The organism is Agrobacterium sp. LMR679, assembly GCF_027157905.1.
GTDB lineage: Bacteria > Pseudomonadota > Alphaproteobacteria > Rhizobiales > Rhizobiaceae > Agrobacterium > Agrobacterium leguminum.
Genome location: NZ_JAPVOJ010000002.1, coordinates 2442426 through 2467046 on the forward strand (window position 1 = coordinate 2442426; position 24621 = coordinate 2467046).

Sequence of the window (24621 nt, forward strand, 5' to 3'; positions counted from 1 at the left end):
TGTTCGAAACAATTAATGCGGATTTGCGGCGGTGGCGAAGTGTCGGCTTTTTAACAGTTTTTAAACCTGAGTTTCACGCTGAACGCCTTGTTTCGCATAAGTTTAACATAAATTAACCATAGCAGAAGATTTTCGCCCGCGTCACGCCGTAATTTAAGCCGATAGCAGCGGCCCGGATGCGTGAATACGACACAGATGTGACACGAAACAGGAAACGGCGAGACAGGAATTTCAGCCATGGCAGCGGTCAGTATTGCTTTCGAAGCTCCCGACAATTGCGGCGGTGCGCCCGCCGCCGGTAAAAAACCCATCGATTTCGATCATCTCGCCCGGCAGACGATGGGCGACAAGGATCTGGAGATTGAGGTACTGCAACTCTTCAGCCGCAACGCCCGCACCGCCCTGCATGAAATGGCAGGCGCCGACGACAAGGCGGTCATCGCGACGGCCCATCGTTTGAAGGGGTCTGCGCAGGCCGTCGGCGCCTCGGCCGTTTCTGCGGCCGCAGCCGTGGTGGAGGACAAGGGCAATGACAGCGCGGCGATAGCAAAACTCGCGGCGACCATCGTCGAGGCCGAAAATTTCATTCTCAAGCTCTGCCGCTGAGGCGCAACATATCAAATTTGGCATTTTGCAAGGCCGGTTGCGTCTGTGCGCCCTTGAAGCGGGTTGCCAAGGCGGACCGGCCTTTCTATGTGTTTAGAACAGTTCTTAGATCACATTTTGGATTTCCGGCATGACAAAACTGACCATCGTTGCCTTTGATGGCACGCCCCATGAACTCGACGTGAGCAACGGCTCCACCGTCATGGAGAATGCGGTGCGCAACTCCATTCCCGGCATCGATGCGGAATGCGGCGGCGCCTGTGCCTGTGCGACCTGTCATGTCTATGTCGACGACGCCTGGGCCGAGCGCGTCGGCGGCCCGGAACCGATGGAAGAGGATATGCTGGACTTCGCCTTTGACGTGCGCCCCACCTCGCGCCTTTCCTGTCAGATCAAGATGAACGACGAACTCGATGGTCTCGTCGTCCATGTTCCCGAACGTCAGGGCTGACATCTTTCGTCATCGCTGAACGCAGAAAAAGCCCCGCTCACCTGGTAGCGGGGAGCGGGGCGAGGCGGGTACGCAGCATGCAGGCGAGGGAGGAAACACCTGCGAGCCCTCAAGTGCGCACCGGGAGAACCGGAGACGGCTGGAGCCCTCAAGCCGCTTGGCCGAATGGTCCGATACCGTACGAAGAACGTACAATGAGTCTTGGCGACGGCACCATCACGAGAATTCACGGGTGATATCGGACATGACGTAACGTCATGTCCGTGCTTGATGTTAAGGGAATGAGATGGGGTGTAAGACCGCTCAGCGGCGGTTCTGGCCCTGCTCGAGCCGGTTTTTCAAAAGCCGTGTCATCCGGGCATCGAAATTTTTCGATTCCACGACGTCGAAGCGCATCTGATCCCGGTCGTGCTCGTCCATCACCGTCTGGGTGATCTTGCCGACCATTTCCTGCAGCGTCTCGCAGCTCTTCTGCGGGCGAAGCGACGTCAGCTGTCTTTCAAGCGAGCGGGCGTGAGTGCGGGCGATTTCCGCGTGGCGTTCCTCATGGCGCTTGATATCGGCAAGCAGCGTATCCCAGATGAAGGCCAGTTCCGCCGTGGTGCGGCGGCGGTTTTTCCATTGCGGCAGGAGAATGCGGGTATTCAGCACCACCTTGGCCGTTCCAACGCTGCAAAGGCCGTTTTTCTCGACATAGGTGAGCTCGCCGCCGAATTTGATTTCGGTGGCGCCGGGATGGCGCGCGCCGGTATTGCGCGTCAGCGGGCCGTGCCTGGAAAGCTGCTGGTCGAGGTCGGCGGCGGTTTTGCCGCTGATCGAAAAATAGGAATAGGTCTTGCGGACGATGGTTTCGGAAAAAGCCGATCCGGGTAGGGAAAGTGCCACTGCGGCCGCTAAAGCGGCGCAAAGAGCACGCGATGATTTGGTCATGACCCGGCCTTCCGGTTGAACTTGAAAAAGGTTTGCTGCATAGGCGGAGCGGAACTTATAAGAATTGGCATAACACTCCGTTATTCCCGAAAGGCGCGTGTTACGTGATAACAGCCGGCAGCAACGCGTGGCAAGCGGCCCATGGCCGCTCCCTGAAACTTGATGGGCGTGGCCGTATTATGGCCATCGTCAATGCAACGCCCGATTCCTTTTCCGATGGCGGCCGTTATCTCGCCGTCGATGCGGCTTTTTCCCATGCGCTGACCTGCGTGGAAGAGGGCGCTGACATCATCGATATCGGCGGCGAATCCACCCGGCCGGGTGCGGCCGCGGTGACGGAAGCCGAAGAACAGGACCGGGTGCTTCCCGTCATCGAAAAATTGCGCCGCGAGACGGATGTGCTGATTTCCGTCGACACCTATCGCGCCTCGACAGCGCGGCTGGCGGTCGGGGCAGGCGCACATATCGTCAATGATGTCTTCGGCCTGCAGAAAGACCCGGAGATGGCCGGTGTGGTCGCCGCCACCCGCGCCGGCGTATGCATCATGCATACCGGCCGCGACCGGCAGAAGCTTGCGGATGTCATCGCCGACCAGTTCGAATTCCTCAATCGCTCGCTGGAGATCGCCGCTGATGCGGGTATTGCCCGTGACGCCGTCGTGCTCGATCCCGGTTTCGGTTTCGCCAAGGACGAGAGCGAAAATGTCGCGCTGATGGCGCGTTTCGGCGAACTTGCCGCCTTCGGCCTGCCGGTTCTGGCCGGTACGTCGCGCAAGCGTTTCATCGGGTCGCTGACGGGCCGGGATGCGGCCCATGAACGGGATATCGGAACGGCTGCGACAACCGCGATACTGCGGCTTGCCGGCGCTTCGATTTTTCGCGTGCACAATGTCGCCGCGACCCGCGATGCGCTGGCAATCGCCGATGCGGTTCTTGCCAAAACGTCGGCAAAGGCCGATGCGTAAGTCAACGAGTGCCCGAATGCCGTGTCCGGAAGGTGGCGCGGCTTTTTGGCGAAACAGTCCTGCCATGGAGGCGATGCGATGAGCCGCTATACCATCATCCTGAAAAACTGTTCCTTTTTCGCCCGTCATGGTCTTCTCGAGCAGGAGGAGGTGCTTGGCCAGCGCTTTTTCGTCGATGCCGAGATGGAAGTCGAGGCCGGTGATGCGCTGGAAACCGACGATATCGAAAATACCGTCGATTATGGCGTGGCTTTCGCCGTCATCGAAAAAATCGTCGTCGGCCAGCGCCGTTATCTCATCGAGGCGCTGGCGAACGACATCGCCAAGGCGCTTCGCGCCCGTTATCCGCAGATCGTCTGGCTCAGGATAACGGTACGCAAACCCTCGGCGCCGGTTCCCGGCATTCTCGATTATGCGCAGGTGAGCGTTGAACATCGTGCCTGACAAGATGACCGTCGCCGCCTTGGGGCTCGGCGGCAATATCGGCGATCCTGCCGCAGCCATGTCAAGGGCTCTCCGCGAACTTGATGCGCGTGACGATTGCCGCCTTCTGGCCGTGTCCGGCCTTTACCGCACGCCGCCCTGGGGCAAGACGGATCAGGCGGATTTTTTCAATTGCTGCGCCTTGGTCGAAACCTCGCTTTCAGCGCCTGCGCTGCTGCAATTATGCCTCGACATCGAAAAGAGCATGAAGCGGGTGCGCACGGAGCGCTGGGGGCCGCGCAGCATCGATATCGATGTGCTGACCTATGGGAATGAATCTCTCGTAACGGAAAGCATCGAGGTGCCGCATCCGCGCATGACGGAGCGCGCTTTCGTGCTGATGCCGCTTGCCGATATCGCGCCCGACCTTGAGGTAAAAGGCAAGCCCGTGCGGCAATGGCTTCAGCAGGCGGACAAGACGGGCATTGTCAGAGCAAACGAAAAACGGGAGTGGTGGACACTCCCGCTTGGCGATGGCTGAGAAGAGTATGGCTTTTACGGCTTGATCGAACCGACGGCGAGCTGGTCGATATCGCGCGCCAGCGTCACGCCGATGACCGGGATCATCTGGTCGGCGACCTTGACCGAAATGGTAATGTTCATCGAATTGTCGTTCGAGACGCGGGCGACCATTGCACCGTTGAGCTTGGCACGGTTGATGCCGACGACGACCTTGTCGCCGCTGACCTGTCCGGAGGTGATGTCCAGTCCCTTGCCTTCAGCACCGTCGAGGAATTTGCCCTCGTAAGAGTTGCCCTTCTGGCTGATGACGGCAGACATCGGCTGGCTGAAGACGCCGACGCGGCAGGTGCCGCCGAGCTTGATGCCGGTCTGCTTGTCGTCGAGCGGCTCGCCCGTCAGATCGCAGGTGAACTTCGTGCCCTTGTATTTGCCGGCGACGATTTCGCCCGGGCCTTTCCACACCCCGGCCACGGAGCGGAAGAACACGTCGTCGCGATCGCGCGATGCGGCATGGACGTCAGACATGCCGAAACCGCCGCTGACGGACAATATGGCGGCAAGCCCGCCCACAAGCGAAAAGAAGCGCGAATACATGATACTTTCCCCGGCGAAGATGCCTGTTCGATAGGCTGCAATCTACCGGCGGAATGGTTAATGCTTGGTTTATTTCGCTTTCATTTGCGGCTTCGTTCGTAACCTTTTGAACCGCCCAGGCCCGGGTAATCAGGCTTTTTCACCGGTTTTTCCACCGCTTAAATCGGGTGTGAGGTCGGACATGAAATCGCCGATCCCCGGCCGCTTCACCGCCCTGAACGGCAGCGGACGGCACAGATCCATCGCGGCAATGCCGATTCGCGCCGTCATCAGGCCGTTGATGACGCCTTCGCCGAGTCGCGCCGAGAGTTTCGAGGCAAGACCGTGGCCGAGAACCTGCTGGGCGAGCCCGTCGCCAACGGCGATCGAGCCCGTGACGGCAAGATGGGCGACGACATCGCGCAGCAGCTTCAGCATGCCGAGTGTGCCGGGACGGCCGCCATAAAGCTCCGCCATGGCGCGCACCAGCCGCGTCACTTCAAACAACACATAAGCGAGATCGACCACCGCGCGCGGGCTGACGGCGGTGACGACAGAGACTCGCTTGGACGAATTGAGAATGAGGGCGCGGGCCTGCCTGTCGAGCGGAACGAGCAACTCACGTTCGGCAAGCTCGATCAGATGCGGGCCGTCGATCACATCGTTTTCCGTTTCCTTCAGCGCCGCACGCCCCTTGGCCGTTTCGGCCCGGTGGGAGAGAACGGCATTCAGGCGGGTGACTATGGCGCGTGCGGGTTTCGGGCTCTTGTCGAGGCTCGCCGTCTCGGCATCGGCCTTCAAGGATTGCACGGCGTTAAGCCGCATGATGCCGAAGACTTCCCGGCCGACGAGAACGAGAACGGCGAAAAGCGCCACAATAAGAGCGGTAGTGGCCGTGTAACCCAGCCAGTCGGAACGGGAGAACAGGTTGCGGATGAGCTGATCCGCCCAGAGCCCGAAGGCAAGCGAGAACAGGACGCCAAGCGCGCCGAGCGCAAGCTTGCCGAAGGAGAAGCGGCTTTTCTTCGGAGACGCCACCGGCAGCGCGGCGGCATCGATCTCCTCAGGCGCCAGAAACGGATCGTCCTCGTCGGGCGTCAGCGAAATCTCGGCGTCGAAGCTGCGCGGCGCGCGTTTCTGTGCGGCGGACGGTCGTGCCGTCTCTTCGGTTTCAAGCGTGAAAGCGGCCGGACGGCGCGCCTGCGGATCGTTTTGTGTGGGAAGCTTCATGCGAGCTTGTCTCCGAACAGGAACTGCATGGCGCGGTCGAGCCTGATATGGGGAACGGAAAGGCGGATGCCGCCGCTGCCCGGCTCGTCTATATTCGGCGGGCGGAAGCGCACGACATTGACGTCCGGCAGCGACGCCTTGTCGCCATCCCTGTCGATGCTGCGGAAAAGCGGCTCGGGATCTTCAGGCAGATCGCCGGGAAAGATCGCCGTCTTGCGATTGCCGTCGAAGGTCTCGCCATTGATGGTTTCACCGGCCATGGGCGTGCCGACGATAACGGGCAGCTCGTGGCCATCCTGTCGCACGCTCGCCTCTCTGGTGGCGCGCACGGAAGCGAGCGCCATGACCTCGATGCCGGCGCCATTCATGCCGATGGTGGTGATGGCGCGGTCCACCAGACGGCGGGTCAGGCGCTCCAGCCGGTCGTGGCTTTCGTGATGCAGATGATCGGCCTTGGTGGCGGCGATCAGCACCTTGTCGATACGCCGGCCGATCAGCGACGACAGCAGACTGTTGGTGCCGGGGCGGAAACAGGCAAGCACGTCGCCCAGCGCCCGCTCCAGATCCTGCACGGCTTCCGGGCCGCGATTGACCGCCTGCAACGTGTCGATCAGAACGATCTGCCGGTCGAGGCGGGCGAAATGCTCGCGGAAGAAGGGTTTGACCACAATCGACTTGTAGGCGTCATAGCGCCGTTCCATCATGGCGCGCAGCGAGCCTTTCGGCGCTTTCTCGTCCGTCAGGCCGGGAAGCGGTGCGAAGGTGAGCGCGGGCGATCCTTCCAGATCGCCGGGCATCAGAAAGCGGCCGGGCGGCAGGGTGGAAAGCGATCTTTCATCGGATTTGCAGGCCTTCAGATAGGCTGCGAAACTTTCGGCCAGACGTCGGGCCGTCATCTCGTCGGCCGGTGCGTTGATATCGAGCGAAGAGGCGATCGCCAGCCATTCCTGCGCCAGTTCGGCGCGGATGCCGTTTCCGGCAAGGGCGACGGTCGCGTCGCTGAACTGTTTATAGTCTTGCGACAGAAGCGGCAGGTCGAGCAGCCATTCGCCGGGATAATCGACGATATCGATGGAAAGCTTGCCGGCCGAAAACCATCGGCCCCAGCCGCTGGCGCTCTGGTAATCGAGCGTTATCCTGAGTTCCGAGATCGCCCGTGTCGAATCCGGCCACAGCCGGTCGCGCACCAGCGCCTGAATATGATCCTCATATTGAAAACGGGGAATGGCGTCATCCGGCTGCGGCTCCAGCCGCACATTAGAGACGCGTCCGGAGCGCATGGCCTCGAACAGCGGCAGCCGGCCGCCATTCAGAAGATTGTGGACGAGGGAGGAGATGAAAACCGTCTTGCCCGCCCGCGAAAGGCCGGTGACGCCAAGCCGCAATGTCGGGTGGGTGAGGTTGCTCGCACGGTCGGCCAGATTATCGAATGCGATAAGCGCGCTGTCTGTCAGGGACGTAAGAGAAGGCGGCAATGGCAGTTTCCTGGCTGTGTTTAACGGTCACGGCTGCAATATAGGAAGGTATGGCTGCCCAAAAAGAAGCGCTCCAGCGGATTTTCAGCGGGGCTTCTCTCCAGAATTTTTTGGCACGCCGCAGCGGTTACTTGCCCGGTGCGAGAAAATCGACCAGCCGCCAGCTATTTTTACCGTTTGCGGCGTTCTCATCGTGATCAAGCACGGCAAGACCAGAGGTGGGAAAGCCCGAGGGCAGGGCGGCATGCAGCAGATCCTCGCCGATCATCGCTTCCAGCGTCGCCTCCATGGTGGGGTTGTGGCCCACCAGCATCACCGACTGCGCCTGCGCCTGCGCGGCGATGAGGGAAAGGTAGGTTTCGCTGCGCGCATTATACATCTCATCTACGTAGAAGATGTCTATGCCTTCGTTGAACGCCCGCTGCCAGGCCTGTGTGGTCTGCCGGCAGCGCGCGGCCGTGGATGAGAGAAGCAGATCGGGGCGGTAATGCCGGTCTGCGGCAAGATCGGCGATGACCTCCGCCTCGGCAAAGCCCGCTTCGTTCAATCCCCGGTCGAAATCCCGTTCTCCCGGCGCCGCCCAGGCGGCCTTGGCGTGGCGCAGAAGATAAACTCGGCTCGGGGAAGATGCTGTCAAGGGCGGGGACCGGCGTTCGAATGTCAGGGCACGGTCTGAATGCTACAGGATAGGGTTGCAGGACCGCAAGTCCTCTTTCCTGTTGGTAAGTCGCGTTGAAGTGATTGAAGAAGAGTTCGCTTCAATACGAATAAAGGATAAAAATTAGTCATTTAGATGATTTTTGTGTCAGTTTTAAAAATGCCTGAAAACTGATCTGCAGACTTGAATCGGCCACTATCATTGGAGTATACACCGCCGCATTGAGATGTTCTTCGAGGAGAATCGCGTTGAGTGAGAAGATCGATCTTAGCAAATATGTGCTCTCGGAAGACGATGAGTTCATGAATGCCAGCCAGCGGGCTTACTTCCGCGCGAAGCTGGTCGCCTGGAAAAATGACATCCTGAGAGAAGCGCGCGAGACCCTCGGACATCTCGCCGAAGAAAGCGCCAACCACCCCGATCTCGCCGATCGGGCTTCTTCCGAAACGGACCGGGCGATCGAACTTCGCGCCCGCGACCGTCAGCGCAAGTTGATTTCAAAGATCGATGCGGCTCTTCAGCGGATCGAAGACGGCACTTACGGTTACTGTGAGGAAACGGGCGAGCCTATCGGCCTCAAGCGTCTGGACGCCCGCCCGATTGCAACGCTTTCCATCGAGGCGCAGGAGCGTCACGAGCGTCGCGAAAAAGTCTATCGCGACGAATAAGGCGCTGCGGCCGAGAGGTGGGCAAATCGCATGACAAATAATATGGGCACGGAAATCGCTTCCGTGCCCTTTTTCTATTTCGAATTTCTGGCCGGAAGACCCGCGCGCGTCAGCGGTCGCGGGTCACGGAAAGCTCTCCGAAGATGCGCGCCATTTCCTTCTGCATGTCTCCATCCGGTGAAGCGCCGGTGACAGGCGGGGAAGCTGGCTGTGTCTTGACCTGCTTTTCCGCGACAGGGGCGATGGACGGCTCATTATCCGCCTCCTTGCTTTTGGCGATCTCCGCCTCGAGGAAGCTTTCGAAATCGCTGGCGAGCTCATCGGAAAATTTCGGCTCGGCGTCGTTCGAAGCCACAGCCGGATTTTCAGGCTTGGGCGGGAAAGGCGCGGGCGGCGTTGTCTGTCCCGGCTTCAGGTCGGGAAGGACGCGCTCCCGTGCAGCGTCGAGAAAATCGGCGGCGATGGATTGGTCGATCACCGGCTCGCGCGCGGCAAAGACCGGCGGGGCGAATTCCGCAGTCCGTTCTTCCGCCTTTGCCTCTACTGGCGCCTGTGCAGGAATCGGCGGTGCGACCGGTGCCGGAGCCGGCACGACGGGCTCGGCACGCCTGGGTTCCGTTCGGGCCGCCGCCATGTCGAGCGATGCCGCCGCCATGGGCAAGACGGCAGCGACCGGAGCCGTTGCAACCGGTATCGGCGGCGGCGTGGGGCGCGCTGTCTCCCGCTCGGGGGCCGCCTGTCTTGCCGGCGGCGCGGTTTCGCGCGCCGTTACAGGCGTAGGCACGGGTTGCGGCGGGGTCGATGGCCGTGGCGGCACCTGAGCGGCGGCTGCTGCAACGGGTGCTGGACGCGGCGAGGGCACAGGTGCCGGCGGCTCTGGCCGCTGTGCTTGCTTCACGGGTTCTTCAGGCGCGGAAACGGGAACCGCAGCCACAACGGGCTGCTGTTGCGGCAGGGCGGGGCGACGTTCCTGCTGGATCGCCGGCTCGGCTCTCTTCTGCTCGCTTTCCTGGCGCGGCAGCGCTTTCAATTCCGGCTCCTGCACGTCCCTGACAATGGGGATAGCGCCTATACCGCTTTCGATGACGATATCCGTCGGACCGCCGATCATGACGAGATGCTCGACATTGTCACGGCGCACCAGCACCAGACGGCGGCGTGCGTCCACGGCCGTTGCATCGAGAACCTGCAGGCGCGGCTGCCGGTTGCGCCCGCCCCGGATGAAAGGGGCAGAGCCGCTGCGCCTGCGCAGAAGCCACAGCGCAATCGCCAGAACAAGCAGGGCCACACCCACACCGACGACCGCGACGATGAGACGGTTTCCATAAGCGCCGATAAAATCTTCCATCATGGAGATCATCCCTTCAGATTTTTTGGCTTTTTCGTTTCTTGGGCAATTAATATTGCCGTGGTTCTTATAAAGTGAACATCAAGCAGGAAAAGACGATTTTTTTGGGCACGATACAAGGTTTATTCATTTCACCCCACAGGATTGCCGCCTCAACCGCAACGACGCCACCAAAGCGCCATACCTCGTCCTTCAATGCTGAAAGACAGTGAAAGTTGCAATTCTTTTGCCGAAGGAGCGTTCCGGAATGTCCCAGTCATTGCGCATTGACGGCTTCCTCGCACGGCATGTGATGCGTGTTGTTTTGCTGTTGCCACCGTTTTTCGCGCTTCCACCTTCAATCGCGTGGGCCGAAGACAAGGTGCCGGATAACGCAGCGACCATGGCGGAATTCGTGCGCGACCATCCTTCCTGCATCGACTTCACGGACGGATGCTCGGTTTGTACCGTCGCTGACGGCAAGATCGTCTGTTCCGCGCCGCGCATTCAATGTCAGGTGAAGGAGCTGACCTGTACCAGGCCATAGTCTTTTAAGACTTTTATACACCTTTCAGGCCGTTTTCGCTGTGCGTTTTTAAGCCTTTGTGTCCTGGCGGAGCTTTTTGCCGGTCAAGCGAGTTGCTACAAGAAATTTTACTGCCCGATTCCGTCAAGGGAATAGGGCTGACCGAATGACGACCTGCACGACTGCGAGGCCAAGATGACACGGGTGCGCGAGACAAGCGACAACGACCTTCCGCTGGTGGACAGGCGCGCCCGTTCCGGCACGGTCTTGCGCATTCTGCTTCTGGCGCTGGTTCTGATCGCCGCCGCCGCCGCCTTCGTCTATTTCAAGGATTCGCTCGAAAACGAAATCGTGCTCGGCATTCTTGGCGTGCTGGCCATGATGGGCATCTTCTTTCTGGTCTCGTCGATTATCGGTTTCATCGAGGTCATGCCGCAGTCGCAATCCGACGGGCTTGCCCGCCGCTTTCTCTCGGCCCATCCCGAAGGCACGCTGATTACCGACGCCAAGGGGCATATGGTCTATGCCAACGCCACCTATTGCCGGATGAGCGGCACCACCAGGGCGAGCGATATCCAGAGTCTCGAAACGCTCCTGTCGCGCAGCCGGGAATCGACCGAAGCGCTTTACCGGCTCATCAACGTGCTGCGCGAAGGCCGCGACGGCTACGAAGAATTCCGCTTGCTCAAACCGCTGGGTGAGGACGCTAACACCGGGCCGCACTGGTACAGGCTGAAGGGCCGGGTGCTGAAGGATGCGGGCGGCGAGGGGCTGCATGTCTTCCAGATCGCCGACATCACACCCGAGCGCGAGGATCAGGAGCGCTTTTTCCGCGAATTGCAGAATGCCATCGATTACCTCGATCACGCCCCGGCCGGTTTCTTTTCCGCCGGGCGCAAGGGCGAGATCGTTTATCTGAACGCTACTTTGTCGGAATGGCTCGGCATCGATCTCGCGCAGTTTTCACCCGGCTCGATGACGGTTTCCGATATCGTCGCCGGCGAGGGCATGGCGCTGATCGAATCGGTGCATCCGCAGGGCACGGCGAAGCGTACCGAAATCCTCGATCTCGACATGCGACGGGTGAACGGCCAGAGCATGCCGGCCCGCCTCGTGCATCAGGTCACCGCGAAAGATGGCGCGCCCGGCGAGAGCCGCACCATCGTCCTGATGCGCCCAAAGGGGCAGGAGGATACGGAATCCTCCTCCGCCATGCGTTTCACCCGCTTTTTCAACAACACGCCGATGGCGATTGCCTCGCTCGATGGCGAAGGCCGCATCCTGCGGATCAACGCGCCCTTCCTGAAATTGTTCTCCGGCGTTGTCGGACGCGACGATATCGATCGTGGCGTGGCGCTTGAGACGGTCATCCATGACAATGAGAAGCCGCGGCTCGAACAGGCGCTGGCCGAAGCCAAGGACCGTCAGGGCGATATCGCGCCGTTCGATTCCCGCCATCCGAGCGACGAGGGCAGGCATTTCCGTTTCTACGTCAATGCCGTGATCGATCAGGATGATGAAGCCCCGGAAGAGGTGGCGATCGTTTACGCTATAGAGGTGACCGAGCAGAAGGCGCTCGAGACCCAGATGGCGCAGACGCAGAAGATGAATGCCGTTGGTACGCTGGCGGGCGGCATCGCCCACGATTTCAATAACGTTCTCACCGCCATCCTGCTGTCTTCGGACCATCTGCTGTTACAGGCGCGGCCCGCCGATCCGAGCTTCGCCGATCTCATGGAGATCAAGCGCAACGCCAACCGCGCGGCCGTGCTGGTGCGCCAGCTTCTGGCGTTCTCGCGCAAGCAGACCATGCGTCCGGCCATCCTCAACCTCACGGATGTGATCGGCGATCTGCGCATGCTGGTGGACAGGCTTATTTCCGGCACCAATGTCAAGCTGGAGGTCGATTACGGCCGCGATCTGTGGCCGGTGAAGACGGATCTGTCGCAATTCGAGCAGGTGCTCATCAATCTCTGCGTCAATGCACGCGACGCCATGCCCGACGGCGGCAAGATCACCATCAGGACGCGCAACGTCGACGCGAAGGAAATCGCAGCGCTTGGCCGTCCTGAATTCCCGGCCGAGGACATGGTGATGGTGGAAGTTGCCGATAACGGCACGGGTATTCCGCCGGAGATCATGGACAAGATTTTCGAGCCCTTCTTCACCACCAAGGAAGTCGGCAAGGGCACCGGCCTTGGCCTGTCTATGGTCTATGGCATCGTCAAACAGTCGGGCGGTTATATCTATCCCGAATCGGAAGTGGGCAAGGGAACCGCCTTCCGTATCTACCTGCCGCGCCATGTGGTGGAGGCCGCTCAGAGCAACGGGCAGCCCGGCGAGGCGGCGCTTGCTCCGGTCATCGCAGCCGAGCCGGTGAAGGAAGAGCCGCTGGACCTCACCGGCAAATCCGCCGTCGTGCTTCTGGTGGAGGACGAGGAGGCGGTGCGGCGTGGCGGCAAGCGCATGCTGGAAACACGCGGCTACACCGTGCACGAGGCCGGCTCCGGCACCGAGGCGCTGGAGGTGATGGAGGAACTGGAAGGCAAGGTCGACATCGTCGTTTCCGACGTCGTGATGCCGGAAATGGACGGTCCGTCGCTGCTGAGAGAACTGCGCAAATCCTATCCGGACCTGAAATTCATCTTCGTGTCAGGTTATGCCGAGGATGCTTTCGCAAAGAACCTGCCGGCGGATGCCAAGTTCGGTTTCCTGCCGAAACCCTTCTCGCTCAAGCAGCTCGCCATCGCCGTGCGCGAAATGCTCGACGACAAGGAATAAGGCCGGCGGCGGCGAACCGGATTCGGCTGCGCCGCGACCTGTCGCATCCATTTGCATCCGGCCTGAAAAATGCGGCGCTACTGCGGGTCCGTGTCTTCCGGCACCCTGGCTGCCCTCATATCCGCACTTTTCCCGAGGTTTGCCTCTTCGCAAACGCAATAGTGATTGCACCGTTTCGCAAGGGGCTTAAAATCGCGTCTTAACGACCTAGATATGAAGAGGCGAAGTTCTCCCTCCTGGCAAAGAACTGTCGGTTTGAGAACAGTTTGGAGAATGATGAAAGATGATCGCTAAGCCGATCTACATGCAGGGCGAGGGCGAAGGGGAAGACGGCGGCGGCACCAACCGCGGGACGTCTGTTATCACCCGCGTCAAGCCAAAAACAAAAAGACCGAATTTGTACCGTGTTCTTTTACTGAATGACGACTACACTCCCATGGAGTTCGTCATCCACATTCTGGAGCGTTTTTTCCAGAAGGATCGCGAAGCGGCAACCCGCATCATGCTGCACGTGCACCAGCACGGTGTGGGCGAATGCGGGGTGTTTACATATGAGGTCGCAGAGACGAAAGTAAGCCAGGTCATGGATTTCGCCCGACAGCACCAGCATCCGCTGCAATGCGTCATGGAAAAGAAATGAGGATCGCAACGTGCCAACTTTTTCCCCAAGTCTCGAGAAGGCGCTGCACCAGGCACTGACCTTTGCAAATGAGCGTCACCACGAATATGCGACGCTGGAACATCTCCTTCTGGCACTGATCGACGACGCGGATGCCGCAGCTGTCATGGGCGCCTGCAATGTCGATCTCGATGCGCTTCGCAAGACTGTCAGCGATTACGTCGACAATGAACTGACGAACCTCGTCACGGGTTACGACGAGGATTCCAAACCCACATCCGGCTTCCAGCGCGTCATCCAGCGGGCCGTCATCCATGTTCAATCGTCCGGCCGCGAGGAAGTGACCGGCGCGAACGTGCTTGTGGCCATTTTCGCCGAGCGCGAAAGCCACGCCGCCTATTTCCTGCAGGAGCAGGAGATGACCCGTTACGACGCGGTCAACTACATCTCCCACGGCATCGGCAAGCGCCCCGGCACGTCGCAGACGCGCACGCCGCGCGGTGCCGATGAACCGGAAAGCGAAAACAAGGCGAGCCGCAGCAATCCCGAGGAAGACGGATCGTCCGCCAAGAAGCAGCAGGATGCGCTGAAGGCCTATTGCATCAATCTCAATGAAAAGGCGAAAAACGGCAAGATCGACCCGCTGATCGGCCGTCACGACGAGGTCAACCGCACGATCCAGATTCTCTGCCGCCGCTCCAAGAACAACCCGCTTTATGTGGGCGATCCGGGCGTGGGCAAGACGGCGATTGCCGAAGGTCTCGCCAAGCGCATCGTGGAAGGCAAGGTGCCGGAAGCGCTCGCCAATGACACCATCTTCTCGCTCGACATGGGCACGCTTTTGGCCGGAACCCGCTATCGCGGCGATTTCGAAGAGCGGTTGAAGCAGGTCGTCAAGGAGCTCGAGGAGTATCCGGGTGCGGTTCTGTTCATCGATGAAATCCACACCGTCATCGGCGCCGGCGCAACGTCCGGCGGCGCGATGGATGCATCGAACCTGCTGAAACCGGCCCTGTCTTCTGGTGCGATCCGCTGCATCGGCTCGACCACCTATAAGGAATATCGGCAATTCTTCGAAAAAGATCGCGCGCTGGTGCGCCGTTTCCAGAAGATCGACGTCAACGAGCCGTCCATCGATGACGCCATCGCCATCATGAAGGGGCTGAAGCCCTATTTCGAGGATTACCACCACCTCCGATATTCCAATGAGGCAATCAAGGCTGCCGTGGAACTATCGGCCCGCTACATTTCCGACCGCAAGCTGCCGGACAAGGCGATCGATGTGATCGACGAGACCGGTGCGGCGCAGATGTTATTGCCGGCCTCCAAGCGCCGCAAGCTGATCACCGAACGGGAAATCGAGGCGACCATCGCGACCATGGCCCGCATTCCCCCGAAGACGGTCTCCAAGGACGACGAGATGGTTCTCGCCAATCTTGAAAAGGAACTGCGTTCCGTCGTCTACGGTCAGGATATCGCCATCGAGGCGCTTGCCACGGCCATCAAGCTGGCGCGTGCGGGCCTGCGCGAACCGAACAAGCCGATCGGCTCCTATGTCTTCTCCGGCCCGACGGGCGTCGGCAAGACGGAAGTGGCCAAGCAGCTTGCCGCCTCGCTCGGCGTCGAGATGCTGCGCTTCGACATGTCAGAATATATGGAACGTCATACCGTGTCGCGCCTGCTCGGCGCACCTCCCGGTTATGTCGGCTTCGATCAGGGCGGTCTTTTGACCGACGGCGTCGACCAGCACCCGCATTCCGTGGTGCTGCTGGACGAAATCGAAAAGGCGCATCCCGACATCTACAACATCCTGTTGCAGGTGATGGACCATGGCTCGCTGACCGACCATAACGGCAAGAAGATCGACTTCCGCAACGTGATCCTCATCATGACGACCAATGCGGGTGCATCCGAAATGGCGAAATCCGCCATCGGTTTCGGTTCTTCGCGGCGCACCGGCGAGGATGAAGAGGCGATCAACCGTCTGTTCACCCCGGAATTCCGCAACCGTCTGGATGCGATCATTCCGTTCTCGCCGCTGCCGACCGCCGTTATCCACAAGGTGGTGCAGAAGTTCGTCATGCAGCTGGAAACCCAGCTGTCCGAGCGCAACGTCACCTTCGATCTGCATGAAGATGCGATCTCGTGGCTTGCGGAGAAGGGTTACGACGAGAAGATGGGCGCCCGCCCGCTGTCGCGTGTGATCCAGGAAAACATCAAGAAGCCGCTCGCCAACGAAATCCTCTTTGGCAAGCTCAAGAAGGGCGGCGTCGTCAGCGTCACCGTCGGCAAGAAGGATGACGGATCCGACGGCCTTGTACTCGAGGTTCTGCCGGAGACCGCGCCCGTGAAGCCGCAGCCGGAGGCCGAACTGAAGGCGGCCAAATCGCCCGGCAAGGCAAAGGCCAAGACGAAACCTGCTTCCAAGGCGGCGAAGGCCAATGAAGAGGTGGATGTCCTTGTTGCCGAGGCCGACAAGTCGGACGAGGACAGCAAGCCGCGGCGCAAGACCAATGCGGTGCCGAAAGTGCCGAAGAAGAAATGATCGAGGTCTTCTACCGATAAATCGATGCCGGGCGAAAGCCCGGCATTTTCATGTATGAAGCGCGTCGCGTTTTTCCTGATACCTGCGGCGCGTTTCATTTTTTGTTTTATGCATGACGTTATCCCGGAGCCGCGGCACAGTTTCGGGTGACATGCACAAGTGGGTCAGCAATGCAGACTGCCGACAGCGATACCATCCCCCTGAGCGGCTGGTTTTTCCGGGGAATGCGGGGCATATTCTCGCTGCCCTCGCTCATTCTGATGACATCTTTCGTCGGTTTCAGCGCCTTCGCGCTGGAATCGGGTGTCGCGCGCGGCGAAGCCGTGTTCATGACGCTGATGATCTGGGCCCTGCCGGCCAAGATGATCCTGATCGGCTCCATGGTCGGCGGCGCCAATCTTGCCGCCTGCTTTCTGGCGGTGACGCTGTCGTCGGTCCGGATGATGCCGATGGTCGCCTCCATCGTTCCGGAAATGCGCGGCGCGAAGACGCCGACATGGATTTTGCTGTTCCTCTCGCATTTCGTCGCAATCACCGCCTGGGTCTTTGCCACGCAGAATCTCTCCAGGGTGCCGCGTGAAGCCCGCGCCGCCTGGTTTGCCGGTTTTGGCATGACGCTCACCGTGGTCAATGCCATCATCGTCGGCCTGTGTTACGGCGTTGTTGCTGCCTTTCCGCCGCTCGTCGCCGGCGTGCTGTTTTTTCTCACGCCGGTCTATTTCGTGGCATCGATCTGGGCTTCGGCCCGCCATTCCGTCGTCAAGGTCGCCTTCGTCATCGGCGTCATCGCCGGGCCTGCCTTCGCGGTCATCGCACCGGAATTCGATATTCTCTATGCCGGGATCGGCGGAGGCACTCTAGCATATGTGATTGACCGCCTCGTGTTCCGCCGCAGGATCAAACCCGTTTCACCGGAGAGCGAGCCATGATGACCGAAAACTGGTGGGCGCCCTATCTCTTCATCGCGATTGCCGGCTGGCTGGCGACCGATCTCTGGCGCTGGCTCGGTGTTCTTGCCGGCAACCGCCTGAAGGAGGATTCCGAAGCGCTGCACTGGGTAAGGGCAGTCGCCACCGCACTCGTCATGGCCGTCACCGCCAAGCTCATCGTCTTTCCAACCGGAACGCTCGAAGCCTCACCTCTCTGGCTGCGCATCGGCGCTGCCGCACTCGGTTTCATCGCTTTTCTGATGGCAGGCCAGCGGGTCATCGTCGGCGTGGCGGTGCCGATCCTGCTTCTGGCGGGTGGGTTGTTCGCGCTCGGTTTCTGAGATTGATTTATTCGAGTCAGAGATCGCTCTCTCGGGCTTCCGCAACAAGCCAATCCGCAAGAAGTCTAGCCGGTGCGGTCATCTCTTCGGCTTCCGTCAGCCAGTAATATTTCTCCGTATCGGCCGCCCGATCGAAGAGCACGGTCAGTTGACCAGCGGCGATCTCGTCGTGAAGAAGCGCTGTCGGGCAGAGGCCGATGCCTTGACCGGCTTTGAGAGCGGTCACGAGCAGATTGAAATCCGCGAAAACCGGACCGGCGTTATCGGGCAGGGATATTCCCCCGGCTGCGAACCAGTTCTGCCAGGCCGCCTCGGTGTCGTCATGCAGCAATTCCGCTCGTAACAGGCTGCCAACATTGTCGAAAGGACCGAATTTAGCGACATAGCCCGGCGCGCATGTCGGCCGTGTCTCTGCGCTGAAAAGCGCGACCGCATTTTCCCCGGAGGCGATGCCATGTCCTATTGTGAGATCGGCCGGTATTGCGTGATGCGCGCCGGAATAGCTGATGGATACCTGTATATCGGGGTAAAGCGCCCGAAAACGAGGCAGACGGGGCGTCAGAAAATACGCCACGACCGAGGGCAGGCTGGCAAGGCGAACGGTCATGCGGTCATGGCCCTGACGGATCCGGACGGCGCCAGAAGCGATCTGCCGTAGGGCGGTCGAAACCGTCGTGCCGAATTCCTTTCCGGCCGGGGTAAGCCTCACACCCCTCGCATACCGCTCGAACAGCGCCACACCGAGCCAGGCCTCCAGATTGCGCACATGCTGGCTGACGGCAGTTGCCGTCATGCCGAGTTCCTGTGCAGCCAGAGAAAAACTCGTTCTTCTGGCTGCGGCTTCGAATGCGCGGAGGGTGGTGAGCGGCGGTAATTTCATGGTGTCTCAAGGGTAAGTAAGACTTGGCCTGAGCGCAAGAAAAACCCGTCTTGTCAGGTGGGCACACATGGCGCAATTTCGCCTCGAGATTTTGATTGCCCGAGGATTTCATGACCCCCATGCCCGCCGCCGAACCCGTCGACGCCGCTGAACGCCGCGCCATCCGTCCTGTTGTCGTTTATCCGAACGGGACGCTTGAAATGCCAAACCTCGCGCGTCTGGAAGAAGCCAAACGAAGCATGGAAAAGATCGATGAGGTCATCGTGCCGCCGCGTGACGGCCGCACCTTTCATGTGCCGAAGGGGCATTTCTTTCGCATCGTAAGCGTTGAAGGTCCGCAGGTCGGAGACCTGAACCTCTGGAACGCCAATGATCTGACCGAGCGGTTTTTCAGCGGCAAGACTCGCGCCCTGCACGCCACCCATGTTTCGGTCGGCAACCGGCTGTGGAGCAACCTGCCGTCCCTGCGGCCGATGGCGACGATCACGCACGACACGCTGTCATGGTATGGCTTCGACGAAGACGGCGGCGGTGTGCATGACGTGATCGGTACACGCTGCGATCCCTACACCAACAAGCTCCTGAGTGGCGGCGACTACCACCATTGCTGCCATTCCAATCTGACCAATGCGCTGGCCTCCGCCAAGAGCCTGTCATTCCGGCAGGCGGAGCCGCATGTGCATGACGTCCTCAACGTCTTCATGTGCACGGGTTTCACCCGCGACACACACCAATATTTCATGAAGGCGAGCCCGGTGCGGCCGGGTGATTATCTGGAGCTTTTTGCCGAGATCGATCTTATCGGCGCGCTTTCCGCCTGCCCGGGCGGTGACTGCAGCGCCACGCATTCGAGCGATACGGCGGCCTGTTATCCGCTGAAGGTGGAAATATTCCGGCCCGATATGGCGGTGCTTGAAAGCTGGCCTTGGCCGGAACGGAATGCGTATCGGCCTGTGGAGTGAAAAAACACCATTTTCGTTATGCCGGACTGGATCCGGCATCCAGCCACGGCCCGTCTGTGCCGTAAGATGACTCTCTCGCGATCAATGACTTGATTGCACTGGACCCCGGACCAAGTCCGGGGTGATTGCGTGGAGATGTGCTACGGCTTTGCAGGATACGCGCCTGCTACGCAACCATCACGAAGCAAGTGCGGCCTTTATCTTCTCCGCATGGGCCTTCAACACCTCGCCATCGGCCATCACGCCGGAATGCGGCTTCAGCGGCTCACCTTCCTTGCGCGGAATGACGTGGAAATGCAGGTGGAAAACGGTCTGGCCAGCCGCCGGCTCGTTGAACTGCGCGATGAAGACGCCATCGGCATCGAAGGCTTCCTTGGCCGCCACGGCGAGTTTCTGCACCACGGGAATGGTCCTCGCCAGCACTTCCGGGTCGGCATCGAGCAGGTTGCGGGAGCCGGTCTTGGGAACCACGAGCAGATGGCCGGGGGCCTGCGGCATCACATCCATGAAAGCAAGCGTGTGCTCGTCCTCATAAAGCCTGTGGCTCGGAATTTCGCCGCGCAGGATTTTTGCGAAGATATTGTTGTCGTCATAGGCGCTGGCCGTCATCGTAGTCTCTCCTCATGGCGGACTATACGTCCGGTTCCTGTCTCTCGCCCTTGCGGAAGGGCGTGTGTTCATCAAGATAATCGCCGATATGCTCGACTTCCTCGCGCTCGCGCTGAAGATAATCGGCAATGGCGCGGCGCAGGCCCGGATGGACGATGAAATGCGCCGAATGGGTGGTGACCGGCACATAACCGCGCGCCAGCTTGTGTTCGCCCTGGGCGCCGGCTTCCACCCGTTTCAATCCCCTGGAAAGCGCGAAATCGATCGCCTGATGATAGCAGACTTCGAAATGCAGAAAGGGATGATCCTCGATGCAGCCCCAGTGGCGGCCATAAAGCGCATCCGAGCCGATGAAATTGATCGCACCGGCAATATAGCGCCCCTCGCGTTTCGCCATCACCAGCAGCACGTCATCGGCCATGCGCTCGCCGATCAGCGAATAAAATTCCCGCGTCAGATAAGGTCGGCCCCATTTGCGGCTGCCGGTATCCATGTAGAAGGCGAAGAACTGGTCCCAGATATCCTCGGTCAGGTCGCTTCCGGTCAGCCAGTCGATCTCGATGCCGTTTTCCAGCGCGGCACGGCGTTCTTTCTTCAGCCCCTTGCGCTTGCGCGAGGAAAGGGCGTCAAGAAAATCATCGTGGTCGCGATAACCGTCATTGATGAAGTGGAACTGCTGATCGGTCCTGTGCAGGAAATCGCGGGGCAGAAGGGCGGAGAGATCGTTTTCTTCCAGAAATGTGACATGTGCCGAAGAGACGCCGATCTTTTCCGTCACCTGCGCGAGACCGGAGGCCAGGAGCGTTTTGAAACGTGTCTCGTCCTCGTTTTCGCAGACGAGCAACCGTGGTCCGGTTGCCGGCGTGAAAGGAACCGAACATTGCAGTTTCGGATAATAATGACCGCCGGCCCGTTCGAAAGCATCCGCCCAGCCGTGGTCGAAGACATATTCGCCCTTGCTGTGGTTCTTCAGATAGGCCGGCACTGCGCCGACGAGAGCACCGGAGGCGTTTTCGAGAAGCAGATGGTGCCCGAGCCACCCGGTTTTAGCTGTCGCCGATCCCGATTCTTCCATGGATGATAAAAATTCATGGGAAATAAAGGGGTTGTAGATTTTTCCTGACGTATTGCGCGAGGTTCCGGAAAGCCGTTTCCAGCTTTCCGGATCGATATCCCTGAAGGATTGCGCAATGCTGATGGAATAGTCTTCTGTCATGCCGTGGCGGACGGGTTCTCTCTCGGGTCGAAACCTTCGAATGTCATCTGGTCCGCATATTTATAGGTAGTCTCGCGCGCATTTTCATCCCTGACTGTCCAGGTAATCACCGGAAGCCCGAGTTTTCTTTGCGCCTCGATGAAGCTGTTGGGCAGATGACCCCAATGATAGGAGATAAAATCGAGACCCATCTGCATCGCTTCGTCATGTTTGAAGAAGTCTTCCGGCTTGTCGCCCTCGGCAGTAAGACCCAGCGGCCAGGGCGAGCCGGCCGCCTTCAAATCCTTCAGCAGATGGTGGTCGAAGCTCATCAGCGCCACATGGCCCTTATAGCCTTCGAGGTCTTCCAGCACCGCCTCGGCAAAACCGTCGTCGAAGCCTTCATCGGCGCGGCCTTTCAGCTCGATGACCAGCGGCACCTTGCCGGCGCAGAGCGTGAGAAGCTGCTTGAGGGGAGGGACCCGGTCCCCGGTCTGGCCGACGGCAAGAAGCGAGAGCTCGGCTGATGTGCGTTCGCGCACATCGCCCTTGATGCCGGTCAGGCGGGCCATGTCGTCGTCGTGAAAGATCACCGGCACGCTGTCGGCGGCCAGCTGCACGTCGCATTCGATGGCGAAACCGGCTTCGATGGCACGGGAAAAGGCGGAAAGCGTGTTTTCCCAGACCGCCTTATTGAGATCGTGATAACCGCGATGGGCGACGGGCTGAGCCGTCAGCCAGGAGAGTTTCAGCGTCATACGTCGATTTCCACGATGGCGTCGATTTCGACGGCGGCATTGAAGGGCAGGCAGGCCATGCCGACGGCGGCGCGGGCATGTTTGCCGGCATCACCGAGAACATTGGCGAGAAGATTGGAGGCGCCGTTGATGACGAGGTGCTGTTCCACGAACTCCGGAACGGAGGCAACAAAGCCATTCAGCTTGATGACACGGCGGATTTTCGAGAGATCGCCATTCAAAGCGGCCTTGACCTGTGCGAGAATGTTGACGGCGCAAAGTTCGGCCGCGCGCTGGGCGCCTGGCACGTCGACATCGCGGCCAACGAGGCCCGTCACCGCAATCTTGCCCGATTCCATCGGCAGTTGACCCGATACATAAAGCAGATTGCCGCTGATGGTGAATGGAACGTAGTTTGCGGCTGGTGCTGCGGCTACGGGGAGCGTAAAGCCAAGTTCCTTGAGGCGGCCTTCGATGACGTCCGACATTTTCGTCTCCGGTTTTGTTGTAAATCCTTCAAGAATCCGGCATTCAGAAGATGTTGATCCAAAAGCCGGGCGGTTGCTTGTACAATATGAGCGGCGAGTCCAACAGGAGATATTGCATGTTTGTCAGGACGCTTGGTTTCGTTGCCGCAACAGGGCTTATGACCGGCCTGTCAAACGCTGCCAATGCCTTGCCGGTCACGGTTCCCGATCTCGTCGCCCACCGCGCCGTCTACGATCTCGAACTCAAGGATGCGTCCGATCGATCCGGCATCGAGGGCATGACGGGCCGCATGGTCTATGAGTTCACCGGCTCGGCCTGTCAGGGCTACAAGACGGATTTCCGTTTCGTGACGCAGATCAACACCGGCGATGCGGTGCGCATGACCGACCAGCAGACCACGACCTTCGAGGATCTGACGGCCAAGAAATTCACCTTCGAAACCAAGTCCTACACCGACGACAAGCTGGACAAGGAAGTGCAGGGCGCTGCGACCGACGGCACCGATGGCGTGAAGGTCGATCTGACCCGCCCGGATGCCCGCCAGGTCAGTCTCGTCGCCAGCGAATTCCCGACGCAGCACATGTTCCAGGTCATCGAACATGCGAAACAGGGAAAGCGCATCTTCGAATCCCGGATATTCGACGGTTCTGATGACGGCGATGAAAGCCTGATCACCTCCACCCTCGTCGGCAAGTCGCAGATGCCGAAGGATGGAGATGCCGACGCCGGCAAGGCGGGTGATTTCGCCAAGGCGGCATTCTGGCCGGTAACGATCGCCTATTACAACGACAAGACCGGCACGGACGCGCTGCCGATCTACCGCATGTCGTTCAAGCTCTACGAAAACGGAATCACCCGCGATCTGACGATGGATTACGGCGATTTCGTCCTGACGGGAAAGCTTGCGAAGCTTGATATTCTCAAGCCCGAAACCTGCGAAAACAAGCCAGTCCGCTGAAACGCGGCGGTTTCTGCGGTTTTTTCGCATAATCGCTTGCATTTTTGCGCAGGCGACTGTAAGCGGCTCACCATTCCACACGCGAAGCTTGGGATGTTCCGGGAGAAATCCGGTCCGTTCCGCCCGGTGGTATCGATGGAAATCGGTGCTGTTCGCTTCGCGGGGGTTAAACCGGAAAAGGAGTAACAAGGCATGGCATTGCCCGATTTTTCTATGCGCCAGCTTCTGGAAGCTGGTGTTCACTTCGGCCACCAGACGCACCGCTGGAACCCGAAGATGAAGCCGTACATCTTCGGCGACCGTAACAACATCCACATCATCGACCTGGCCCAGACCGTTCCGATGCTGTCGCGCGCCCTTCAGGTCGTGTCCGACACCGTTGCTCGCGGCGGCCGCGTTCTGTTCGTCGGCACCAAGCGTCAGGCGTCCGAAATCATCGCCGACAGCGCAAAGCGTTCGGCCCAGTACTACGTCAACTCCCGCTGGCTCGGCGGCATGATGACCAACTGGAAGACCATCTCCAACTCGATCCAGCGCCTGCGCAAGGTCGATGAGATTCTGAACTCGGAAGCTTCCGGCTACTCCAAGAAGGAACGCCTGAATCTCGAGCGCGAGCGCGAAAAGCTTGAAAAGGCTCTCGGCGGTATCCGCGATATGGGCGGCGTTCCGGATCTGATGTTCATCATTGACACCAACAAGGAAAAGATCGCGATCGAAGAAGCCAAGCGTCTTGGCATTCCGGTCGTTGCGATCATCGACAGCAACTGCGACCCGGACCACATCGACTACCCGATCCCGGGTAACGACGATGCTTCGCGCGCCATCTCGCTTTACTGCGACCTGATCGCCCGCGCTGCCATCGACGGTATCGCCCGTCAGCAGGGCGCTTCCGGCCGCGACATCGGCGCTTCGGAAGAAGCTCCGATCGAGCCCGCTCTCGAAGACGAGGCTGGCGCCTGATTTAGGCCCTGTCTGGCGGCGATTTCTTGTCGCCGTCTCCTCGACCAGGATATGACAAGGCCGTCAAAGACCTTCAATGGGTTGACGGCCTTGTTCGTTTCAAGCGCTCCGCCACGTTTTTATGAAATCGCTGGCGTCCGATGCGGTTGAAACGGAAGGCAGTCTTCATAACGCTGTCACACTTCGGCGGCACCCATCATTTCGATGCATGGAGACGCCGCAGCACTTGGGAATGCGCATGCCCCTTTCCTGAAATCCTCTC

At 59.8% G+C, this 24621-nt stretch carries 26 protein-coding genes; 15 read left to right on the forward strand and 11 right to left on the reverse strand.

Features of this window, described 5'->3' with window-relative positions:
* Window positions 1-237 precede the first annotated feature (237 nt).
* The gene (locus O3W47_RS22590) at window positions 238-606 is read left to right on the forward strand and encodes an Hpt domain-containing protein (RefSeq protein WP_127756104.1); all 369 of its coding nucleotides are present in this window, start codon (window positions 238-240) and stop codon (window positions 604-606) included.
* A 130-nt stretch (window positions 607-736) separates the two neighbouring features.
* Window positions 737-1057 carry a 2Fe-2S iron-sulfur cluster-binding protein gene (locus O3W47_RS22595; protein ID WP_003502527.1) on the forward strand — a complete coding sequence of 107 codons (321 nt, stop codon included), beginning with the start codon at window positions 737-739 and terminating at the stop codon, window positions 1055-1057.
* A gap of 303 nt (window positions 1058-1360) precedes the next feature.
* Here O3W47_RS22595 and O3W47_RS22600 read toward each other — a convergent pair whose 3' ends face one another.
* Window positions 1361-1987 (reverse strand): DUF922 domain-containing Zn-dependent protease, encoded by a 627-nt coding sequence (locus O3W47_RS22600; protein WP_080817134.1) that lies wholly within the window; start codon window positions 1985-1987, stop codon window positions 1361-1363.
* A 179-nt stretch (window positions 1988-2166) separates the two neighbouring features.
* Here O3W47_RS22600 and folP point away from each other — a divergent pair, with 179 nt between their 5' ends.
* The 3 genes from folP to folK all read left to right on the forward strand — a co-directional run bounded on the left by folP (window position 2167) and on the right by folK (window position 3916).
* Window positions 2167-2952, forward strand: a complete 786-nt coding sequence (gene folP, locus O3W47_RS22605; RefSeq protein ID WP_269314626.1) for a dihydropteroate synthase — start codon at window positions 2167-2169, stop codon at window positions 2950-2952.
* 78 nt (window positions 2953-3030) lie between these two features.
* On the forward strand, window positions 3031-3396 hold the full coding sequence (gene folB / locus O3W47_RS22610) for a dihydroneopterin aldolase (RefSeq protein WP_003502532.1): 366 nt from the start codon (window positions 3031-3033) through the stop codon (window positions 3394-3396).
* 4 nt (window positions 3397-3400) lie between these two features.
* Entirely contained in the window at window positions 3401-3916 is a 516-nt protein-coding gene (gene folK, locus O3W47_RS22615) for a 2-amino-4-hydroxy-6-hydroxymethyldihydropteridine diphosphokinase (protein WP_269314877.1), read from the forward strand.
* A gap of 14 nt (window positions 3917-3930) precedes the next feature.
* Here folK and O3W47_RS22620 read toward each other — a convergent pair whose 3' ends face one another.
* The 4 genes from O3W47_RS22620 to O3W47_RS22635 form a co-directional block, all read right to left on the reverse strand.
* The gene (locus O3W47_RS22620) at window positions 3931-4491 is read right to left on the reverse strand and encodes a hypothetical protein (protein WP_003521427.1); all 561 of its coding nucleotides are present in this window, start codon (window positions 4489-4491) and stop codon (window positions 3931-3933) included.
* Window positions 4492-4620: 129 nt separating this feature from the next.
* Complete coding sequence (locus O3W47_RS22625) at window positions 4621-5700, reverse strand: YcjF family protein (protein ID WP_020810822.1); 1080 nt, start codon at window positions 5698-5700, stop codon at window positions 4621-4623.
* Entirely contained in the window at window positions 5697-7175 is a 1479-nt protein-coding gene (locus O3W47_RS22630) for a YcjX family protein (protein ID WP_269314627.1), read from the reverse strand. Before O3W47_RS22630 ends, O3W47_RS22625 begins: the two co-directional genes overlap by 4 nt.
* A gap of 127 nt (window positions 7176-7302) precedes the next feature.
* Window positions 7303-7779 (reverse strand): SixA phosphatase family protein, encoded by a 477-nt coding sequence (locus tag O3W47_RS22635; RefSeq protein ID WP_269314878.1) that lies wholly within the window; start codon window positions 7777-7779, stop codon window positions 7303-7305.
* 302 nt (window positions 7780-8081) lie between these two features.
* Between O3W47_RS22635 and dksA the strand changes: the two genes are divergently transcribed.
* Window positions 8082-8501, forward strand: a complete 420-nt coding sequence (gene dksA, locus O3W47_RS22640; protein ID WP_003496274.1) for an RNA polymerase-binding protein DksA — start codon at window positions 8082-8084, stop codon at window positions 8499-8501.
* 109 nt (window positions 8502-8610) lie between these two features.
* Here dksA and O3W47_RS22645 read toward each other — a convergent pair whose 3' ends face one another.
* Window positions 8611-9861, reverse strand: coding sequence for a flagellar biosynthetic protein FliO (locus tag O3W47_RS22645; protein WP_269314628.1), 1251 nt, complete (start codon window positions 9859-9861; stop codon window positions 8611-8613).
* Window positions 9862-10096: 235 nt separating this feature from the next.
* On the opposite strand from O3W47_RS22645, the gene O3W47_RS22650 reads away from it, so the two are divergent.
* From O3W47_RS22650 to O3W47_RS22675, 6 genes are all read left to right on the forward strand, one after another.
* A complete protein-coding gene (locus O3W47_RS22650) occupies window positions 10097-10375 on the forward strand; it encodes a hypothetical protein (RefSeq protein WP_269314629.1) in 279 nt (92 codons plus the stop codon).
* Window positions 10376-10549: 174 nt separating this feature from the next.
* A complete protein-coding gene (gene cckA, locus O3W47_RS22655) occupies window positions 10550-13135 on the forward strand; it encodes a cell cycle histidine kinase CckA (protein WP_262535195.1) in 2586 nt (861 codons plus the stop codon).
* A 283-nt stretch (window positions 13136-13418) separates the two neighbouring features.
* Window positions 13419-13775 (forward strand): ATP-dependent Clp protease adapter ClpS, encoded by a 357-nt coding sequence (clpS, locus tag O3W47_RS22660; protein ID WP_003502541.1) that lies wholly within the window; start codon window positions 13419-13421, stop codon window positions 13773-13775.
* Between the two features lie 10 nt (window positions 13776-13785).
* A complete protein-coding gene (gene clpA / locus O3W47_RS22665; RefSeq protein WP_269314630.1) occupies window positions 13786-16299 on the forward strand; it encodes an ATP-dependent Clp protease ATP-binding subunit ClpA in 2514 nt (837 codons plus the stop codon).
* Window positions 16300-16469: 170 nt separating this feature from the next.
* Window positions 16470-17228 carry an AzlC family ABC transporter permease gene (locus O3W47_RS22670; protein ID WP_003521418.1) on the forward strand — a complete coding sequence of 253 codons (759 nt, stop codon included), beginning with the start codon at window positions 16470-16472 and terminating at the stop codon, window positions 17226-17228.
* Entirely contained in the window at window positions 17225-17569 is a 345-nt protein-coding gene (locus O3W47_RS22675; protein WP_164865316.1) for an AzlD domain-containing protein, read from the forward strand. Before O3W47_RS22670 ends, O3W47_RS22675 begins: the two co-directional genes overlap by 4 nt.
* Before the next feature lie 16 nt (window positions 17570-17585).
* Here the strand turns inward: O3W47_RS22675 and O3W47_RS22680 are convergent, their stop codons facing one another.
* The gene (locus tag O3W47_RS22680; protein ID WP_269314631.1) at window positions 17586-18449 is read right to left on the reverse strand and encodes a LysR substrate-binding domain-containing protein; all 864 of its coding nucleotides are present in this window, start codon (window positions 18447-18449) and stop codon (window positions 17586-17588) included.
* 110 nt (window positions 18450-18559) lie between these two features.
* Between O3W47_RS22680 and O3W47_RS22685 the strand changes: the two genes are divergently transcribed.
* Window positions 18560-19411, forward strand: coding sequence for an urea carboxylase-associated family protein (locus tag O3W47_RS22685; RefSeq protein WP_137452015.1), 852 nt, complete (start codon window positions 18560-18562; stop codon window positions 19409-19411).
* A 177-nt stretch (window positions 19412-19588) separates the two neighbouring features.
* Here O3W47_RS22685 and O3W47_RS22690 read toward each other — a convergent pair whose 3' ends face one another.
* The 4 genes from O3W47_RS22690 to O3W47_RS22705 are packed head-to-tail and all read right to left on the reverse strand — an operon-like array spanning window position 19589 to window position 22440.
* Window positions 19589-20020 carry an HIT family protein gene (locus tag O3W47_RS22690; RefSeq protein ID WP_080818737.1) on the reverse strand — a complete coding sequence of 144 codons (432 nt, stop codon included), beginning with the start codon at window positions 20018-20020 and terminating at the stop codon, window positions 19589-19591.
* A 22-nt stretch (window positions 20021-20042) separates the two neighbouring features.
* Entirely contained in the window at window positions 20043-21236 is a 1194-nt protein-coding gene (locus tag O3W47_RS22695) for a GNAT family N-acetyltransferase (RefSeq protein ID WP_080817124.1), read from the reverse strand.
* Window positions 21233-21973: a glycerophosphodiester phosphodiesterase gene (locus O3W47_RS22700; RefSeq protein WP_269314632.1), complete on the reverse strand. Its 741-nt coding sequence runs from the start codon at window positions 21971-21973 to the stop codon at window positions 21233-21235. The genes O3W47_RS22695 and O3W47_RS22700 overlap by 4 nt, the downstream gene beginning before the upstream one ends.
* On the reverse strand, window positions 21970-22440 hold the full coding sequence (locus tag O3W47_RS22705; RefSeq protein WP_269314633.1) for a RidA family protein: 471 nt from the start codon (window positions 22438-22440) through the stop codon (window positions 21970-21972). The genes O3W47_RS22700 and O3W47_RS22705 overlap by 4 nt, the downstream gene beginning before the upstream one ends.
* Window positions 22441-22556: 116 nt before the next feature.
* Here O3W47_RS22705 and O3W47_RS22710 point away from each other — a divergent pair, with 116 nt between their 5' ends.
* Both O3W47_RS22710 and rpsB read left to right on the forward strand, forming a co-directional pair.
* On the forward strand, window positions 22557-23399 hold the full coding sequence (locus O3W47_RS22710; protein WP_080817122.1) for a cell envelope integrity EipB family protein: 843 nt from the start codon (window positions 22557-22559) through the stop codon (window positions 23397-23399).
* A gap of 192 nt (window positions 23400-23591) precedes the next feature.
* Window positions 23592-24359 (forward strand): 30S ribosomal protein S2, encoded by a 768-nt coding sequence (gene rpsB / locus O3W47_RS22715; RefSeq protein WP_003496241.1) that lies wholly within the window; start codon window positions 23592-23594, stop codon window positions 24357-24359.
* The last annotated feature ends 262 nt before the right edge of the window (window positions 24360-24621 follow it).